Raw genomic sequence first — 16096 nt, 5'->3', positions numbered from 1 at the left:
CGGCAGCCCCGACCAACGCGAGTTGCCGGCCAGCGGCCGGCACTACCCCTGCTGCTCTCGCCTTTGACGTCGCCTCCGCGCCGGCGCGAGGACCTTTCTTGCGTGGGCGGATGGGCGCGTGCAGGACCGTTGGCGCCATGGATGGCGCCATCGAGCCCCCATGGATGGGTTTACGGCGTGTCCTGCATGCGCCCATCCGCCCACGCGATCACGGGACCGTCAACGCGCCGACAGCGCCCGCTTTTCAATCACTCCTCTTGACCTCAACCAATGTTGAGGTGCGATAACAGTCTCCCCACGGCCACACCCCTGGCCTTCCCCACGGAGACTGTCTCGATGTCGTACTCGCTTCCCGCCCTCCCCTATGCCTACGACGCCCTCGAACTGCACTTCGATGCGCGCACGATGGAAATCCACCACAGCAAGCACCACCAGACCTACGTCAACAACCTCAATGCCGCGCTGGAACAGGCGGGCCTGCCGGCGCAGCCTGTGGAGACCCTGATCGCCGATCTGGATGCCCTGCCCGAATCGATCCGCGGCGCGGTGCGCAACAACGGCGGCGGCCACGCCAACCACAGCCTGTTCTGGACCGTGCTCAGCGCCACTGGCGGCACACCCGATGACGAACTTGCCGCGGCCATCGATCGCGACCTCGGCGGCTACGACGCCTTCAAAGAGACCTTCAGCAAGGCCGCGCAGACCCGCTTCGGCAGTGGCTGGGCGTGGTTGACCGTCGATCGCGATGGCCGCCTGCAGGTCGAAAGCAGCGCCAACCAGGACAGCCCCCTGATGGGCGCAGCGGCGGGCGCCTCCGGCAATACCCCGATCCTTGCCCTGGATGTGTGGGAGCACGCCTACTACCTGCATTACCAGAACCGCCGCCCGGACTACATCGGCGCGTTCTTCAACCTCATCAACTGGGCCGAAGTCGGCCGGCGCTACCGCCAGGCCAGGGCCGCATGAACGCGGACTCTGGCGCATACGCCGGGCCGTGGGCAGGGGTCTTTCCCGCTCCGGCACCGGTGCCGTCGGTCAGCCTGCCGCCGCGTGCGCTGCGGCGGTTGCTCGGCCATTTCCCTACCGGCGTGGCGATCGTCTGCGCCCGTGACGCACAGGGAAAGCCGCAGGGCCTGACCATCAATTCGTTCGTGCCGATCTCGCTGCAGCCGCCACTGGTGCTGTGGAACCTGGCCCTGCATGCGCAGAGCCTGTCCACGTTCCAGCGCGCCACCCGGTTCGCGATCAGCGTGCTCGGTGCCGGACAGGAAGCCCTGGCGCGCCGTTTCGCCGACCCGCAGGTACGCCATCGATTCACCGATGTGCCCCTGCTGGACGACGGCGAGGACGCGCCACCGCGGATCGCGGGTGCCGTCGTCCACCTCACCTGCACCCGCCACGCGCAGTGGCCGGTCGGCGATCACCTGCTGCTGGCCGGGCGCATCGTCGACGTGCGGGAAGAAGGCGGCGCACCGCTGCTGTTCCATCGCGGGCGCTTCCAGGCGGGGCCGGTGGAAACCCTGGTGGAGGTGCGCTGATGGACATCGAAACGCTGGAAAAGATGCTCGCTGCCGGCAAGGACGGCGCGCTGCTGCGCTTCGGCCTGGGCAAAAGCTGGCTGGACGCCGGCGATCCGGTGCGCGCAGCCACCCACCTTGGGCGCTGCGTGGTGCTGGACCCGGACTATTCGGCAGCGTGGAAACTGCTGGGCAAGGCATGGCTGGCCGGTGGCCAGCCACAGGCGGCGCGCGAGGCGTGGCAGCGCGGGCTCAGCGTGGCCGGCAGCAAGGGCGACCAGCAGGCCCGCAAGGAGATGCAGGTGTTCCTGCGCAGGCTGGACCGCCAGTCGCCTGCGCTGTTGGCGAAGGCCGGCTGAACGATCAGCCGGCGTTGGCCGACGCCGGTGCCGGCATGATGTCCGGCATCGGCAGGCGGCGCGGCTTGCTCGGGAACGCGTGCCGCAGGATGCGCCAGACCACCTGGGTGAACTGCCGCGGCAGCGAGCCGTTGTTGTAGTGCTGGCCGTAACGACGGCAGATGTCCTTCACTTCCTTGGCGATCGCCGCATAGCGGTTGGCCGGCAGGTCCGGATAGAAATGGTGCTCGATCTGGTGGCTGAGGTTGCCCGACAGCACGTTGATCACGAAACCACCGCTGATGTTGGACGAACCGCGCAGCTGGCGCAGGTACCAGTGGCCGCGCGATTCATTGCGCAGGCATTCCTTCGGAAACGTTTCCGATTCGGCGGTGAAGTGCCCACAGAAGATGATCACGTAGGTCCAGATGTTGCGCAGGCCGTTGGCCACCATGTTGCCCAGCAACACCGGCAGGAAGAACGGACCGGCCAGCAGCGGGAAGAACACGTAGTCCTTCAGTACCTGGCGGATCATCTTGCGTGCCACCGGACGGGTCTGCAGCCACATCGCGCGGCTGCTGATGCGGCCCTTGAACCAGCGGCCCAGGCGCAGATCCTGCGCAGCCACGCCCCACTGGAACAGCAGTGCGAAGATCGGTGCGATGATCGGCTGCAGCAGGTAGAACGGCTTCCAGCGCTGTTCCGGGAAGATGCGCAGCAGGCCATAGCCGATGTCATCGTCCATGCCACGCACGTTGGTGTAGGTGTGGTGGCGGAAATTATGGGTCTTGCGCCAGTTGTCGGCGGTGGCAACGATGTCCCATTCGTAGGTGTTGCCGTTGAGCTTGGGGTCGCCGGTCCAGTCGTACTGGCCGTGCATGACGTTGTGGCCCAGCTCCATGTTTTCCAGGATCTTGGCCAGCGCCAGCAGCAGGGTGCCGGCGATGCAGGCCGGCCACAGCAGCGGTGCCCAGAACAACGGAGAGAACGCGCCCAGGAACAGCAGGCTGCGGCCAAGCACGCCGGACCAGCGCACAGCCGCTGCGACGCGGCGGATGTAGCGGGTGTCGGACGCGCCGAGGCTGCCGATCACACGGTCGCGGATCGCATCGAGTTCCTCACCAAACGTCTGCATCTCGGCAGGGCTCAGGGCACGGTCGGTAGCGCGGGTCATGGCAACGGAGTCCTCAGAGATCCAGGGTCAGGTCGGTGGTCGGCGCGCTCACGCAGATCCGCACCGGCACGGCCGTTTCGGACTGGGTGTCGCCAGTGCGCAGGTGGCGGGTGGTGCCACTGACGCGTTCACAGGTGCAGCTGTTGCAGATGCCCATGCGGCAGCCGTGCTTGGGCGCGATGCCCTGCGCCTCCAGGCTTTCCAACAGGGAGCGGCCACGCGGCACGATCAGCCGCCGGCCACTGCGGGCCAGGGTCAATGCCACCTCGCCGAGGCTGTCGGCATCACTGAGTGCGGCCGGAGGGGTAAAGGCTTCCGCCTGGAAACCGGCCACCTGCTGGGCCAGCCGCGCGCGCGCGGCGGCAACGAAACCGTCCGGGCCGCAGGCCAGTACATGGCGCTGCGCCAGCGGAGTGTCGTCACCGGGTACGGCCAGCGTGTGGCTGTCGATACGCGCAGCGGGCGCGTCGCCTTCGCGGGTGGCCAGCAGGTGCACGCGCAGGTTCGGATGCGCCGCAGCCAGGGCCAGCAGTTCATCGCGGAACTGGAACGCCGCCGCGCTGCGCTCCCAGTAGAACAGGTCGACCGGTGCAGCCAGCGGGCGCTGGCAGGCGTCGCGCAGCAGGCTGCGCATGGGCGTGATGCCGCTACCGGCCGCCAACAGCAATACCGGCGCGGCGGCAGGCATATGGAAATCACCAAAGGCCGCGTCCAGCCGGAACAGGTCGCCCGGCTTGGCGTGTGCGACCAGATGCTGGCTGACCTTGCCGCCTTCCACCGCCTTGACGGTAATGGCCAGCTCGCGGCGGCCCAGGCGGGTCGGGCTGTAGCTGCGGCGCAATACACGCCCCTCAAGCTCAACGCCGAGGGTGACGTGCTGGCCGGCGCGCATCCCGGCCCAGTGCCGGTTGCAGCGCAGGACCAGGGTCGCGGCGCCCTCGCCGGCCGGCTCGCGCCGTACCAGGCGGGCCATCGGATCACGCAGGGTCCACAACGGATTCAGCTGGCCCGCCCAGAAGTCGAACAGCGACGGCGACAGCCAGCGGTACGGAGAAAGCAGGGAAGGTCGGACGACAGCGCTCATGGGCGCACTATACGGCCGCACACACAGCTGTGTATACATGTGTATATTGCACCGGATTGGGTATGATTCAGCCTTGCCCCTCCGGAAGTGCCATGGCCGCCGCCACCGTTCTGTCTCCGCCTGAAGATGCCAACAGCCCGGCCCGCCGTACGGTGAGCCGCGAGGATCTGTTGGCCGCCGCGTTGAAACTGATCGGCCCGCATCGCAGCCTGTCCACCCTCAGCCTGCGCGAAGTCGCGCGCGAGGCCGGCATCGCACCCAACAGCTTCTACCGCCAGTTCCGCGACATGGACGAACTTGCCGTCGCCCTGATCGACGTCGCTGGCCGCTCACTGCGCACCATCATCGGCGAAGCCCGCCAGCGCGCTACGTCCAGCGCCACCAGCGTGGTGCGCGTGTCGGTGGAAACCTTCATGGAACAGCTGCGCGCCGACGACAAGCTGCTGCACGTGCTGTTGCGCGAAGGCGCGGTCGGCTCGGACGATTTCAAGCACGCGGTCGAACGCGAACTGCACTACTTCGAAGAAGAGCTGCAGCACGACCTGGTGCGCCTGGCCGCACTGGATGGCGCGGTGCTGTACAAGCCGGAACTGGTGTCGATGGCGATCACCCGGCTGGTGTTTGCGATGGGCGCTTCGGCCATGGACCAGCCCCCTGAGAACGACCCGGAACTGGTCGAACAGATCTCCACGATGATCCGCATGATCATCGTCGGCGCGCGCACTCCCGCCGCCTTCCGCCGCGGCTGACCCCTTCCGGTGCACGACCACCGGCACGTTTGCGCGCGCAATATGTAATGTTATAACACTTGCATTCGAGTAAAGGCCATGGTCCCGGCACGAGTAGAGGCATCATTATAGCAATTGCTATATTGATGACCATCTGCTTTCATGTGCGCCAGCCAGGTCGCCCTCGCCGCCCTCCCTCCCCAAGGACGACGCCCCCATGCGCATTGCTGCCTCCCTTCTCCGCCGGCTGCCGCTGGCTGCCGGTATCGCCGCCGCCCTGCCACTGGCCGCAGTCGCTGCACCGCCCTCACCCACCGAGCTGGACCGGGTGCAGGTGAAAGTCAGCACGGCCACCCGCAGCGAACGCCTGCTGTCGGACGTGCCGATCCGCACCGAAGTGCTGCGCAAGGAAGACATTGCCCTGCGCGCGGCCACCGATTTCTCCCGCGCGGTGGAGCTGATCAACGGCCTGCGCGTGGAAAGCAACTGCCAGAACTGCAACAACAGCGAGGTGCAGCTGCTGGGTCTTCCCGGTGCCTACAACCAGCTGCTGTTCGATGGCATTCCACTGCTGTCCACACTGGGCAGCGTGTATGGCCTGGAACAGATTCCCGCCGGCTTCGTCGACCGCATCGAAGTGGTCAAGGGCGGCGGTTCGTCGCTGTACGGGCCGGGCGCGGTGGCAGGTGTCATCAATCTGATTCCGCCACTGCCTGCACGCAGCGGCGGCCATGTGCAGGCCGGCGTGGATGTACTGAAGGGCACGCCGCAGAAAAACGCCGACGTGCGTCTGGATCTGGTCGCCAGCAAAGCCGACGCGGGACTGTCGGTGATCGCCCAGCGCAACTGGAACAGCGGCATCGACTACAACGGCGACGGCTATACCGAGATCACCCGCAAGAACCTCAAGGTCGGTGGCCTGCAGGCCTGGTATGCACCGAATCCGGGAACGCGCCTGCGGCTGGACCTGCAGGTGACCGATGAGAGCCGACGCGGCGGCAACCGCCTCGACCAGCCCGAACACCTGGCCAACATCGCCGAGTCACTGGATACGAACTACCGCCGCGGCAGCCTGTCGTGGGACCAGGAAGTGAACAGCGACGTCGACTTCCGTCTCGCCTATGCCTTCGCCGACATCGACCGCGACAGCTTCTATGGCGGTCTTGGCGATGTGGTCACCGACCCATCGGCGCCCGGCTACGATCCTTCGCAGCTGGACCCGAACGTGCCCGGCAGTGCCGCATCACGCTCGTGGCGCCAGTACGGGCGCACCCACAACCCGCTGCACTACATCGACAGCCAGTTGAGCTGGCGGCTGGGTGCGCACACGCTTGCGTTCGGCGTGCAGTACAAGCATGAGGGCCTGCGTGACGACAACCGCGATGGCGCCGGCCAGCGCCTGGCCGTGCTTGAGGATGCGACCTTCCACAACCTCGGCGCGTTCGTGCAGGACGAATGGAGCGTACGCGATGACATCGACCTGGTGCTGGGCGCGCGCGTGGACAAGAGTTCGGAACTGGACAGCGCCGTGTTCTCACCGCGTATCGCCCTCGCCTGGCAGGCGACACCCCGGCTGAAATGGCGTGCGGGCATCGCCACCGGCTTCCGTGCGCCGGAAATCTTCGTCGAGGATGTCCACGTCGATACCCTCGGTGGCGAACAGGTGCGCGTGCGCAACAGCCGTGGCCTGAAGGAGGAGCGCGCGCTGACCACCCTGTTCGGGTTCGACTGGCGCTCGGACCCGGCCGATCCGGTATGGAGCTGGGATGCCACCGCGTCCTACGCACGCATCCGTGACACCTTCGCGCTGGGCGAGATCCAGCGCGGCGACGATGGCCAGCTGACACAGCTGCGCTACAACGCGTCGGGTTCGAACGTACTGGGCATGGAAACCAACGTCGGCTGGCAGCCCTCTCCGCAATGGCGGCTGACTGCCGGTGCGTCGTGGTACCGCTCGCAGTTCCGCGAGCCCCAACGCATCTTCGATGACACCGCCGACGGCGGCGATACGGTGATCGACAGCCGCGACTACCTGAAGACGCCGCGCTGGACCGGCGTGGCCCAGCTGAGCTGGATGCCGGCCGAACCCTGGGAGACGTTCCTGGCGCTGCGCCACACCGGATCGATGCCGGTGCTCAACAACCGGCTGGGCGAGCTGCACCGCACCCGCGCGTTCCTGGTCACCGATCTCGGCGCGCGCTGGCATCGCCATCTGGGCGCGCAGGCACAGCAGGAAGTGTCGGTGGCGGCCGGGGTCAAGAACGTGTTCGACCAACGGCAGAAGGATCTGGAAAGCGGCGCGCTGCGCGACAGCGACTACGTGTACGGTCCTCGCTTCGCCCGCTCGTGGTACGTGAACCTGCGTTATGCGTTCTAGCTGGCTGCCCGCACTGCTGCTGGCACTGGCATCGCCGGCCGCGGCGGCCGACCTGCACGCGCAGGTCTCCGCGTCGCTGATGCGGCCCGAGCCACGTGCCCTGCGGCCGGTGCAGTGGTCGCCACCGCCGAAGCTGATCGCGCTGTACTTCGGTGCCGACTGGTGCGCGCCCTGCCACGCCTTCGTGCCGACCCTGCGCGGCGTGCGCGACGCGCTGCGCGAGGCCGGCGCCGATACCGAAGTGGTGTATGTCAGCCTGGATGAAAGCGAGGCGGCGTTGCGTCGCTACATGCAGCTGCAGGACATGCCGTGGCCGGTGCTGGACCCGCGTCGCGCGAAGCGCATGCCGGCGCTGCAGGCATTGGCGGGCCCGGCCCCGCCCAACCTGGTGCTGATCGATGCGCAGGGCACGGTGCTGGCCAATGGCTGGCAGGGGCGGCGCTACGGAGGCCTCCAGCCGGTATTGAAGGAATGGCGGAAGCAGGCGTGTGCTCAGGAACAGGCGCGCTGCCCGCCTGAATTGTAGAGTCGAGCCATGCTCGACTCATTTCATCACCGCGCGAACAGCAGCCGAGCATGGCACGGCTCTACAGAAAGCAGATTGCGCGAGTAGATCCACGCCACGCGTGGATGCACTCATTCCATACCGCGCGAACAGCAGTAAAGAAGCCGCGACTCAGCCGCCCTCGGCCTTGCGTACGAATTCGTCGAACAGGGCCAGTGTCTGCTCACTGACATGGTGCTCGATGCCCTCGGCATCACGCCGCGCGGTATCCGGGTCCACGCCCAACGCCAGCAGGAAGCGCTCCACGGTCTGGTGGCGCTGGCGGCTGGCATGGGCCAACGCCTCGCCCTCGGGGGTCAGGAACACACCGCGGTACGGGCGCTGCACCACCCAACCGTCACGGGCCAGCCGGCGCAGCATCTTTGCCACGGTCGGCTGGGCCACGCCCAGGCGGGTGGCGATGTCGACCTGGCGGGCCTCGCCGCCGTCGGCCAACAGGTCGGAGATCAGCTCGACATAGTCCTCCACCAGTTCCATCCGGTGTGCCTCGCGCACTTGCCGGAAGCTCTCGACCTGGCGCTCGGCCTCGATCAAGGGGGTGCTTTTCAGCGATGTCGAATCGTCCGTCTTGCCCACGCGTGTGCCTGTCCTGCAGTTGTCATCGGGTGCGAACCTGAATTCTGGACCAGTGACGCAGTAAAGACGATTGTTTCACATTGCTATGCGATATAGCAGTGGCTATATTGGAAGCCATGAACACCGTCGCACCCACCGATTCTGCCGCCTCCACTCCGGCCAGCCTGGGTGCGCTCAACGCTTCGATTGCCGTACCCGACAAAGGCCATTGGTGGTTCCGGCTGCTGGCCTTCCTTGGCCCGGGCTACATGGTGTCGGTCGGTTACATGGACCCGGGCAACTGGGCCACCGATCTGGCAGGCGGCTCGCGCTTCGGCTACCTGCTGCTGTCGGTCATCCTGATCTCCAACCTGATGGCGGTGATCCTGCAGGCGTTGTCGGCACGGCTGGGCATCGCCACCGGCATGGACCTGGCGCAGGCCTGCCGTGCGCGTTACCCCAAGCCGGTGAACCTGGCGCTATGGGCGCTGTGCGAAGCGGCGATCATCGCCTGCGACCTGGCCGAAGTGATCGGTACGGCCATAGCCTTGAAACTGTTGTTCGACCTGCCATTGCTGTGGGGCGCGGTGATCACCGCACTGGACACGCTGCTGGTGCTGCTGCTGATGAACCGTGGTTTCCGCGCGCTCGAAGCCTTCGTGATCGCGCTGCTGCTGGTGATCTTCGGTTGCTTCATGGTGCAGATCGCGCTGGCCGCGCCGCCGGTGATGCAGGTGCTCGGCGGTTTCATTCCGCGCGCGCAGGTGGTCACGGATCCGCACGCGCTGTACATCGCCATCGGCATCATCGGGGCCACGGTGATGCCGCACAACCTGTACCTGCATTCGTCCATCGTGCAGACCCGTGCCTATCCACGCACCGATGAAGGTCGTCGCAGCGCGCTGCGCTGGGCCGTCACCGACAGCACCGTTGCCTTGACCCTGGCACTGTTCATCAACGCCAGCATCCTGATCCTGGCGGCGTCGGTATTCCATGCCAATGGCCGCTTCGATGTGGAAGACATCGAGCAGGCGCACCAGTTGCTGGCGCCGATGCTGGGCGTTGGCCTGGCCTCGACATTGTTCGCCGTGGCGCTGCTCGCGTCCGGCCTGAACTCAACGGTGACAGCGACACTGGCCGGGCAGATCGTGATGGAAGGGTTCCTGCGCCTGCGCCTGCCGCCATGGCTGCGGCGCTTGATCACCCGCGCGCTGGCCATCATCCCGGTGGTGGTGGTGATCATGCTGTTCGGCGACCAGGGCGCGGTGAAGCTGCTGGTGCTGAGCCAGGTGGTGCTGTCGATGCAGTTGCCGTTCGCGATCATCCCGCTGGTGCGGATCGTGACCGACAAGGTGACGATGGGCGCGCTGGTGGCCCCGCGCTGGCTGGGCAGCATCGCCTGGGTGATCGCGCTGGTGATCGTGGTGCTGAACGTGAAGCTGCTGGTGGATACGTTCGCTGGCGGTTGATCCACGCGCCCGGGGTCGGATCCCTTGCCACAGGCAAGGGCTCTGACCCCGATGATCGAAGCCATGCGTCGAAGTGGGGTCAGAGCCCTAGCCTGCGGCGAGGGATCCGACCCTGATCCTGGGCTACAAAAACTCGGCGATCGCCGCTTCGATCTGCTGCGGCGACTGGAAGCCCGGCATGCGCATGCGCTCGTCACCGTCCAGGAACAGCGACAGCGTGGGGGTCTGCCGCAAGCCCAGCTCGCGGAAGAACGCCTCGCCCACCACTTCCAGCTGCACCCGCAGCAGGGTCGTGCCCTGCCCTGCAGTGCCGCTGGCCACCCGCTGCAGCGACATGTCCAGCATCCGGCACCCCGGGCACTGGTCCTTGTGGAAGTCCACCAGCACGCGCGGATGGTCGGCCAGCAACTGCTGGAACTGCTCAGGCGTGGTGGCGTCGATGATCTGCATCGGTGGTACTCCAGTAATGATCCAGGACCGCGTCGGTCCAGCGGTTGATGGCCGCGGCATGCCGCTGGCCATGGGGCATCTGTTCGATCTCCAGCGGCGGGTAGCCACTGTGGAAATAGCGGATCAGCCGGTGCACCGCACCGCAGTAGTACTCCTGCCCCCACTGCGTTTCGCCGGTACCGAACACCGCCACCTGGCGCGGCCGCTGGCCGCGTTCGGCGATACCTGCCACCCAGGCCTTCATCTCCGACGGCGTGCGCCCGGCGTTGTCGGTCCAGCAACCGAGCAGCACCAGGTCGGCCTCGTCCACCGGCAGCGGCGGGCACTGGCGCGGGTCGTCGGCGTCCTGCCAGTGCACGGCGTGGCCTGCGGCCCGGCATCGCTCGGCGATGTGGCGGCCGAGCTCGCGGGTGTTGCCACTGAGCGACGCCACCACGATCAGGATGCGCAGCGCCGGGCCGCGTTCAGAGATCGTCGAAGCCGTTGTCGACGTTGGTCTTCTTGTAGCTTGCATTGCGCATCTCGAAGAAGTCGGTCTTGGTCTCGGTGAAGTTGTCGGCGTAGGCCTTGATCCACGGCATCACGTTGTCGGTGGTGTCGCTGTACAGGCGCTCGATGCCGAGCATGCCGGCCATCTTGTTGGCGCGGTACTTCACGTAGCGCACCATCTCGTCCACGTCGATGCCGTCGATGCCGTCCAGCACCTCCGCCGACCACTGCGTTTCCAGTTCGATGGCATGTTCGAACGATTGGTGCACGTAAGCGGTCAGCTCGTTGGTCTGCAGCTCCGGGTTCTCACCGACGATGGCGCGGATCAGCTCGCTGATGAACTTGGTGTGGGCCAGTTCGTCACGGTTGATGAAGCTGATGATCTTGCCGGTGCCGTTCATGCGGTTCTGCCGCACCATGTTGTAGAAGTACGCGAAACCGGAATAGAAGTTGATGCCTTCCAGGATCGAGGACTGGATCAGCGACTTCAGCAGGGTTTCGGCGGTCTTCTCGCGCATGAAATCGTCATACGCCCCCATGATCGGCGCGTTGCGCTTGATGATGGTCGGGTGGGTGCGGGCGATCTCGAAGATGCGGTTCTGGTTGGGAAGATCGGTGATCGAGGCCAGCACGTAGCTGTAGCTCTCGTTGTGGATCACTTCCTGCTGGCCGATGATCGCCGCGTTGGCGTGCGCGGCCGGGTCGGTGATGTATTCGGCGACGTTGTAGATGAAGCGCGTCTGCGGCGAATCCAGCGTGGCCAGCAGGCCGATGATGGAATCGTAGGCATTCTTCTCGCGCGCGTTGAGCTCGCCGTACTGGCGTGCATCCACCTTCATGTCCACCTCGTCGGGGATCCAGAAGTTGGTCGACAGCTCCTTGTAGGCGCGATAGAACGACGGGTAGGGAATGTCGTTCCAGTTCAGGATGCCGCTGGTGCGCCCGTTGATGATGCCGGTGCTGCGGTTGGGGTGGCGCGGTTCGAGGATCTTGATGCGGTCGAGGGGTGTTGCCATGGTCTTCTGCCTTCGTATTGCGTGCGTTGCGGATGTGGAGCCGAGCCCATGCTCGGCTGCTCTTCGCGCCTGAGCCGAGCGTGGGCTCGGCTCTACAGGGGGTGCGTCGATCAGCTCGAGCACCACTCGCATTCGCTGATGTCGATGTCGTTGGAGCGCACGTAGTAGGTGGTCTTCAGTCCTTGCCGCCAGGCACTCAGGTGCAGCTCCAGCAACGTGCTGGCGCGGATCGTGCTCGGCACATAGAGGTTGAAGCTGATCGACTGGTCGACATGGCGCTGGCGGCGCGCGTTCTGCCGCACGCTGGCGAACTGGTCGACCTTGTAGGCGCCCTTTTCGTAATACGGCCAGGTTTCCAGCGACAGCCCGGGCGCAGCCACCGGCCGCCGGAAGTCCTTCTTTTCCTCGTAGTAGAACGCGCTGTAGATCGGATCGATCGACGCGGTGGAACCGGCGATCTGCGCCGTGCTCATGTTCGGCGCCACCGCCAGCAGCCAGCCATTGCGCAGGCCGTTGCTCGCCACCTCGCGCGCAAGACTGTCCCAGGCTGCACCGCTGTAATCGCGGTCACGGAAATAGTTGCCGTTGTGCCAGTCGCTGCCGGCGAACATCGGGTAGCTGCCCTTCTCCCTGGCCAGTTGCGCGCTGGCCTGGATGGTGAGGAAGTTGATGCGCTCGAACAGGCGATCGGACAGCTCCTCGGCCTCGGGCGACTCCCAGTGAATCGCCTGCTGTGCCAGCAGGTGGTGCCAGCCGAACGTGCCCAGGCCGATGGCGCGGTACTTGTGGTTGGTGATGGTGGCCTGCGGCACCGGCAGCGCATTGAGGTCGATCACGTTGTCGAGCATGCGCACCTGGATCGGAATCAACCGCTCCAGCACATCGGTGGCCAGCAGATCCTCAGGAGCGGTGATGGCACGGCCGAGGTTGATCGATGACAGGTTGCAGACCACGAAGTCACCGGCACGACGGGTGGTGACGATCTGGTCGCCGCTGACGATCTCCTGGATCATCCGCGTCGGGCTCATGTTCTGCAGGATCTCGGTGCACAGGTTGCTGGAATAGATCATGCCCGCGTGCTTGTTCGGGTTCTTCCGGTTCACTTCGTCGCGGTAGAACAGGAACGGGTTACCGGTTTCCAGCTGGCTGAGCATGATCCGCTTGAACAGGTCGATCGCCTTCACCGTGCGGCGGCTGATGCGCTCGTCGGCGACCAGTTCGGCGTAGCGGTCGCGGAAGCTGCCCTGCCCGCGCTTCTCGTCATAGAAGTCCTGCAGGTACCAGCCCTTGGCCTGCTTCACCTCGTGCGGATCGAACAGGTACCAGTCGGCCCGGCGCTCGACCGCCTCCATGAACAGATCGGGCACGCAGATCGCGGTGAACACGTCGTGCGCGCGCAGGCGCTGGTCGCCGTTGTTCAGGCGCAGGTCCATGAAGGCTTCGATGTCGCGATGCCAGAAGTCCAGGTACACCGCCACCGCGCCCTTGCGCTGGCCGAGCTGGTCGACCGACACCGCGGTGTTGTTGAGCTGCTTGATCCACGGCACGACGCCGCCGGACGAGTTGGGCACGCCGCGGATCGGCGCACCACTGCTGCGCACGTACCCCAGGTACGCACCCACACCGCCGCCGTGCTTGGACACGCGGGCGATATCGGTGTTGGAGTCATAGATGCCCTGCAGGCTGTCATCGACGGTATCGATGAAGCAGCTCGACAGCTGGCCACCGACCTTGCCGGCGTTGGCCAGGGTCGGCGTGGCCACCGTCATGTACAGGTTGGACAGTGCCCAGTACGCCTCGCCCACCAGCTGCATGCGCCGCACGCGGCCGCTCTCACCCGGCCCGCCCTCGTTCTGCATCAGGTACAGGGCGATGGTCAGCCAGCGCTCCTGCGGCAGCTCATACACCTCGCGGCTGCGATCGGTGGCGAGGTAGCGCGTAGCCAGCAGGTACAGGCCGTTGTAAGCGAACAGCCGATCGCGCTCGGGGTCGATCATCTCGCCGGCCTGCTGCAGCTCTTCCTTCGAATAGCAGCGCAGGATGTCGTTGCTGTAGACGCCGCGGTCGGCCAGGCTTTCCTGCAGGCCTACGAAGGAGCCGTATTTCAGGCTGACGTCGTAGAAGCGATTGCGGCTGGCGCGCTTGTACAGCCGGCGCAGGTACAGGCGTGCGGCGAACTGTTCCCATTCGGGCGCGACAAGATCGACGCGCGATTCCGCTTCACGGATCAGCAGATCCACCAGATCATCGGCACTGATGCTGGGCTTGCGCTCGACCATCGCCAGCACCACGCGGCGGTAGTCGGCCACATCCAGCTGCGGCAGCTCGGCGTGGATGGTGTCGATGCTGCGCAGCAGGCGTGCCGCATCGTACGGCAGGCGACGATTGCCGGCTTCCTTGGTGATCCAGGTCGGCACGCGCTCGCCGCTGGCGCGCATGGCGTCGCCGGCGCCGACCAGGTCGGCCACGCGGAAGGTACTGTCGGTCATGGTGGTGGAACTCCAGGCTCGTAAGCGCGTCGGCGCCCGATGCCATGGCGGCCCTGCACGCGATACCGGCGCGCGGGGCGAACGGGTGAAGTGCCAGGGTGCAGGAACGTAGGTCGTCGGCATCTGCCTGCGCCTGCGGCCGGTATCCGGGCCGTGGGGGCGACCTGCGTCCGCACGATGGCGGCCGCGTCGACACGGCAAGCCTTCAGGGGCGGGCCGCGGGACGTTTGCTGCATGTCCGGCGGCGGCGGCTGACCGGGAGTGACAGCCACAACATAGTGGGGATATTCCGAGCCGTCAACACAAGATGCGGTGATCGCGCGCCAACGCGACCATCGGTCGCAGGATGCCGTGTTGCACGTGCGCGGCCTTGTCGACGCCGGGGGCATCCCCAGTTCGGTACAACGTCAACTTTCATTGGAACACTGCCCATGCGCGCTGCCCTGTACTCCTCCTTCGGCGATCCGGCCCAGGTCCTCGCCGTTGCCGATGCCCCCCTGCCCGAACCCGGTCCCGGTGAAGTACGCATCCGCACCGTGCTGGCCTCGATCCACAACCACGATCTGCTGACCGTGCGTGGCCTGTATGGCTACAAGCCGACGCTGCCGGCGATCGGCGGCAGCGAAGCACTGGGCGTGGTCGATGCGCTCGGCGAAGGCGTCGACGGCCTGCAGATCGGCCAGCGGGTTGCCGCCGCCTCGGTGCACGGCACCTGGGCCGAAGCGTTCATCGCACCGGCGCGGATGGTGATCCCGATGCCGGACGCGATCGCCGATGAAATGGCCGCACAGCTGATCGCCATGCCGCTGAGCGCGTTGATGCTGCTGGAATTCCTGCACGTCGAGCAGGGCCAGTGGATCGTGCAGAACACCGCCAACGGTGCCGTCGGCAAATCGCTGGCGATGCTCGCAAAGGCACGCGGCGTGCACGTGGCCAACCTGGTGCGCAATGCCGAGGCCGTGGCGCAACTGCAGGCACTGGGCATCGATCACGTGTTCGATACCTCGGTGGACGGCTGGAAGGACCGCGTGCGCGAAGCCACCGGGCAAGCGCAGGCCGCTGCTGCAGTCGACTCCATCGGTGGCGATGCCAGCGGCGACCTGGTCGACCTGCTCGGCCACCACGGCACCCTGGTCTCTTTCGGTGTGATGAGCGGCGAACCGATGCGCATTCCCGCCGGCGGCCTGATCTACAAGGAAGCCACGGTGAAGGGCTTCTGGGGCAGCAAGGTCAGCCAGGCAATGGCGGTGGAAGACAAGCGGCGGTTGGTGGGTGAACTGCTGAAGCGTGCGGCCGGGGGTGAACTGACCCTGCCGGTGGAGCAGATCTTCGCATTGGACGACATCGCCCAGGCGGCGAAAGCCGGCGCCGGTTCGGGCCGCAATGGCAAGGTGCTGCTGCGGCCTTGATGCAAGGCGCTGGATCCGGCGGCGCTGCGCGCCGCCCCCATCCCAATGGATAATGTCTACATCGTCTTTGCTGAAGAAGGAATCACGTTGAGCGGAATGAATGGTCGGAAGGTGCTGCTGGCGACCTTTCTCGGGAGCAAATCCCCTCCTGACGATGTTCGGCCCTCCGAAGACTACTGGAGGTTGATCGGTACCAACGGGACCATTGTTCTTGAGGAATCCCAGACTTCCATGACCAGGCATCAACGTGGCATGCGGGTGCTGGTCCAGTTTCCTGAAAGCATCACGGATATGGGGCTTGCTTGCCACAACGACATACCGGACAGCCTCTGGATTTTCGTCTCCGACCTGATAATTCACCCAGTCGATTGAATGGATCGGGCTTGAATGCAGTAGCGGCGCCCGGATACGGTCCGCCGCTGCCTGCTCCGGTCGT

16 protein-coding genes are annotated in these 16096 nt (G+C 65.9%); 9 read left to right on the top strand and 7 right to left on the bottom strand.

Annotation, left to right across the window (positions count from 1 at the left end; genetic code table 11):
* Positions 1-336: 336 nt before the first annotated feature.
* Genes MRBLST15_RS01435 through MRBLST15_RS01425 form a run of 3 tightly spaced genes read left to right on the top strand, consistent with a single transcriptional unit; the run spans position 337 to position 1876 of the window.
* Positions 337-966 carry a superoxide dismutase gene (locus tag MRBLST15_RS01435; protein WP_367784812.1) on the top strand — a complete coding sequence of 210 codons (630 nt, stop codon included), beginning with the start codon at positions 337-339 and terminating at the stop codon, positions 964-966.
* Positions 963-1538, top strand: a complete 576-nt coding sequence (locus MRBLST15_RS01430) for a flavin reductase family protein (RefSeq protein WP_265956116.1) — start codon at positions 963-965, stop codon at positions 1536-1538. Before MRBLST15_RS01435 ends, MRBLST15_RS01430 begins: the two co-directional genes overlap by 4 nt.
* A complete protein-coding gene (locus MRBLST15_RS01425; protein ID WP_312703863.1) occupies positions 1538-1876 on the top strand; it encodes a tetratricopeptide repeat protein in 339 nt (112 codons plus the stop codon). The genes MRBLST15_RS01430 and MRBLST15_RS01425 overlap by 1 nt, the downstream gene beginning before the upstream one ends.
* A gap of 4 nt (positions 1877-1880) precedes the next feature.
* Here the strand turns inward: MRBLST15_RS01425 and MRBLST15_RS01420 are convergent, their stop codons facing one another.
* Together MRBLST15_RS01420 and MRBLST15_RS01415 are read right to left on the bottom strand one after the other, a co-directional pair.
* The gene (locus tag MRBLST15_RS01420) at positions 1881-3029 is read right to left on the bottom strand and encodes a fatty acid desaturase family protein (RefSeq protein WP_100552731.1); all 1149 of its coding nucleotides are present in this window, start codon (positions 3027-3029) and stop codon (positions 1881-1883) included.
* 13 nt (positions 3030-3042) lie between these two features.
* On the bottom strand, positions 3043-4113 hold the full coding sequence (locus tag MRBLST15_RS01415; RefSeq protein ID WP_414716119.1) for a ferredoxin reductase: 1071 nt from the start codon (positions 4111-4113) through the stop codon (positions 3043-3045).
* A gap of 92 nt (positions 4114-4205) precedes the next feature.
* On the opposite strand from MRBLST15_RS01415, the gene fabR reads away from it, so the two are divergent.
* From fabR to MRBLST15_RS01400, 3 genes are all read left to right on the top strand, one after another.
* Positions 4206-4862, top strand: a complete 657-nt coding sequence (gene fabR / locus MRBLST15_RS01410) for an HTH-type transcriptional repressor FabR (RefSeq protein WP_033831321.1) — start codon at positions 4206-4208, stop codon at positions 4860-4862.
* Between the two features lie 196 nt (positions 4863-5058).
* Positions 5059-7218 carry a TonB-dependent receptor plug domain-containing protein gene (locus MRBLST15_RS01405; RefSeq protein WP_367784807.1) on the top strand — a complete coding sequence of 720 codons (2160 nt, stop codon included), beginning with the start codon at positions 5059-5061 and terminating at the stop codon, positions 7216-7218.
* The gene (locus MRBLST15_RS01400; protein ID WP_367784805.1) at positions 7208-7744 is read left to right on the top strand and encodes a thioredoxin-like domain-containing protein; all 537 of its coding nucleotides are present in this window, start codon (positions 7208-7210) and stop codon (positions 7742-7744) included. Before MRBLST15_RS01405 ends, MRBLST15_RS01400 begins: the two co-directional genes overlap by 11 nt.
* A 150-nt stretch (positions 7745-7894) precedes the next feature.
* Here MRBLST15_RS01400 and mntR read toward each other — a convergent pair whose 3' ends face one another.
* A complete protein-coding gene (mntR, locus tag MRBLST15_RS01395) occupies positions 7895-8359 on the bottom strand; it encodes a manganese-binding transcriptional regulator MntR (protein ID WP_089235893.1) in 465 nt (154 codons plus the stop codon).
* A 116-nt stretch (positions 8360-8475) separates the two neighbouring features.
* Between mntR and MRBLST15_RS01390 the strand changes: the two genes are divergently transcribed.
* Positions 8476-9807, top strand: a complete 1332-nt coding sequence (locus MRBLST15_RS01390) for an Nramp family divalent metal transporter (protein ID WP_165377369.1) — start codon at positions 8476-8478, stop codon at positions 9805-9807.
* Positions 9808-9930: 123 nt separating this feature from the next.
* Here the strand turns inward: MRBLST15_RS01390 and MRBLST15_RS01385 are convergent, their stop codons facing one another.
* The 4 genes from MRBLST15_RS01385 to MRBLST15_RS01370 form a co-directional block, all read right to left on the bottom strand.
* A complete protein-coding gene (locus MRBLST15_RS01385; protein WP_032975313.1) occupies positions 9931-10257 on the bottom strand; it encodes a thioredoxin family protein in 327 nt (108 codons plus the stop codon).
* A complete protein-coding gene (locus MRBLST15_RS01380) occupies positions 10229-10708 on the bottom strand; it encodes a flavodoxin (protein WP_367785521.1) in 480 nt (159 codons plus the stop codon). Before MRBLST15_RS01380 ends, MRBLST15_RS01385 begins: the two co-directional genes overlap by 29 nt.
* 13 nt (positions 10709-10721) lie before the next feature.
* On the bottom strand, positions 10722-11762 hold the full coding sequence (locus MRBLST15_RS01375) for a ribonucleotide-diphosphate reductase subunit beta (protein WP_265952995.1): 1041 nt from the start codon (positions 11760-11762) through the stop codon (positions 10722-10724).
* A gap of 110 nt (positions 11763-11872) precedes the next feature.
* Complete coding sequence (locus MRBLST15_RS01370) at positions 11873-14200, bottom strand: ribonucleoside-diphosphate reductase subunit alpha (protein ID WP_367785520.1); 2328 nt, start codon at positions 14198-14200, stop codon at positions 11873-11875.
* Between the two features lie 482 nt (positions 14201-14682).
* Between MRBLST15_RS01370 and MRBLST15_RS01365 the strand changes: the two genes are divergently transcribed.
* Positions 14683-15660: a zinc-binding dehydrogenase gene (locus MRBLST15_RS01365; protein ID WP_088100148.1), complete on the top strand. Its 978-nt coding sequence runs from the start codon at positions 14683-14685 to the stop codon at positions 15658-15660.
* A gap of 45 nt (positions 15661-15705) precedes the next feature.
* Positions 15706-16032, top strand: coding sequence for a hypothetical protein (locus MRBLST15_RS01360; protein WP_095377111.1), 327 nt, complete (start codon positions 15706-15708; stop codon positions 16030-16032).
* Positions 16033-16096: the final 64 nt, after the last annotated feature.

Source organism: Stenotrophomonas sp. LST15-1-1.1 (assembly GCF_040815575.1).
GTDB classification, from domain to species: Bacteria; Pseudomonadota; Gammaproteobacteria; order Xanthomonadales; family Xanthomonadaceae; genus Stenotrophomonas; species Stenotrophomonas lactitubi_B.
Note: the sequence above shows the minus strand (reverse complement) of the source record. Positions and strands in the feature narration are given on the sequence as shown.

Bases quoted from the DNA above. Each gene is read 5' to 3' on its own strand.
- MRBLST15_RS01435 (WP_367784812.1), top strand. From the start codon at position 337: ATGTCGTACTCGCTTCCCGCCCTCCCCTATGCCTACGACGCCCTCGAA.
- MRBLST15_RS01430 (WP_265956116.1), top strand. From the start codon at position 963: ATGAACGCGGACTCTGGCGCATACGCCGGGCCGTGGGCAGGGGTCTTT.
- MRBLST15_RS01425 (WP_312703863.1), top strand. From the start codon at position 1,538: ATGGACATCGAAACGCTGGAAAAGATGCTCGCTGCCGGCAAGGACGGC.
- MRBLST15_RS01420 (WP_100552731.1), bottom strand. From the start codon at position 3,029: ATGACCCGCGCTACCGACCGTGCCCTGAGCCCTGCCGAGATGCAGACG.
- MRBLST15_RS01415 (WP_414716119.1), bottom strand. From the start codon at position 4,113: ATGAGCGCTGTCGTCCGACCTTCCCTGCTTTCTCCGTACCGCTGGCTG.
- fabR (WP_033831321.1), top strand. From the start codon at position 4,206: ATGGCCGCCGCCACCGTTCTGTCTCCGCCTGAAGATGCCAACAGCCCG.
- MRBLST15_RS01405 (WP_367784807.1), top strand. From the start codon at position 5,059: ATGCGCATTGCTGCCTCCCTTCTCCGCCGGCTGCCGCTGGCTGCCGGT.
- MRBLST15_RS01400 (WP_367784805.1), top strand. From the start codon at position 7,208: ATGCGTTCTAGCTGGCTGCCCGCACTGCTGCTGGCACTGGCATCGCCG.
- MRBLST15_RS01390 (WP_165377369.1), top strand. From the start codon at position 8,476: ATGAACACCGTCGCACCCACCGATTCTGCCGCCTCCACTCCGGCCAGC.
- MRBLST15_RS01385 (WP_032975313.1), bottom strand. From the start codon at position 10,257: ATGCAGATCATCGACGCCACCACGCCTGAGCAGTTCCAGCAGTTGCTG.
- MRBLST15_RS01375 (WP_265952995.1), bottom strand. From the start codon at position 11,762: ATGGCAACACCCCTCGACCGCATCAAGATCCTCGAACCGCGCCACCCC.
- MRBLST15_RS01370 (WP_367785520.1), bottom strand. From the start codon at position 14,200: ATGCGCGCCAGCGGCGAGCGCGTGCCGACCTGGATCACCAAGGAAGCC.
- MRBLST15_RS01365 (WP_088100148.1), top strand. From the start codon at position 14,683: ATGCGCGCTGCCCTGTACTCCTCCTTCGGCGATCCGGCCCAGGTCCTC.
- MRBLST15_RS01360 (WP_095377111.1), top strand. From the start codon at position 15,706: ATGGATAATGTCTACATCGTCTTTGCTGAAGAAGGAATCACGTTGAGC.